This window comes from Stenotrophomonas sp. SrG (assembly GCF_050031795.1).
Taxonomy (GTDB): Bacteria; Pseudomonadota; Gammaproteobacteria; order Xanthomonadales; family Xanthomonadaceae; genus Stenotrophomonas; species Stenotrophomonas rhizophila_A.
This window is the reverse complement of record NZ_JBNBBE010001870.1, coordinates 1-229: the sequence shown is the minus strand read 5'-3', so window position 1 is coordinate 229 and position 229 is coordinate 1. Positions and strand designations below refer to the sequence as shown.

Annotated in this window: 1 pseudogene; it reads right to left on the bottom strand. The window is 65.5% G+C overall.

Annotated elements, in window-relative coordinates:
* Positions 1-228, bottom strand: a pseudogene (locus ACQG3P_RS25675) (Hpt domain-containing protein); the annotation flags it as partial.
* Between the last annotated feature and the right edge of the window lies 1 nt (position 229).

The following is a 229-nucleotide window of genomic DNA, read 5'->3' as shown; positions in this document are numbered from 1 at the left end:
GGCCATGCCAAGGGTTTCTGCGGCGGCGTGGCACAGCTCGACCGTGGCCTGGATGCCCAGGAAGCCGGCACCGCCCGTGAGCGGGTGGAACCCGCGGACCCCCGCGTTGAGCTGGTCGCTGTCCTGGGGCGACTGCTCCAGCTACACCAGCTGTTCGCCGAGGCTATACAGGATCTCCTGGGCCTCGAGGATTAAGTCTGCTTCTATTTCTTCTGGAACAGCCCCCACG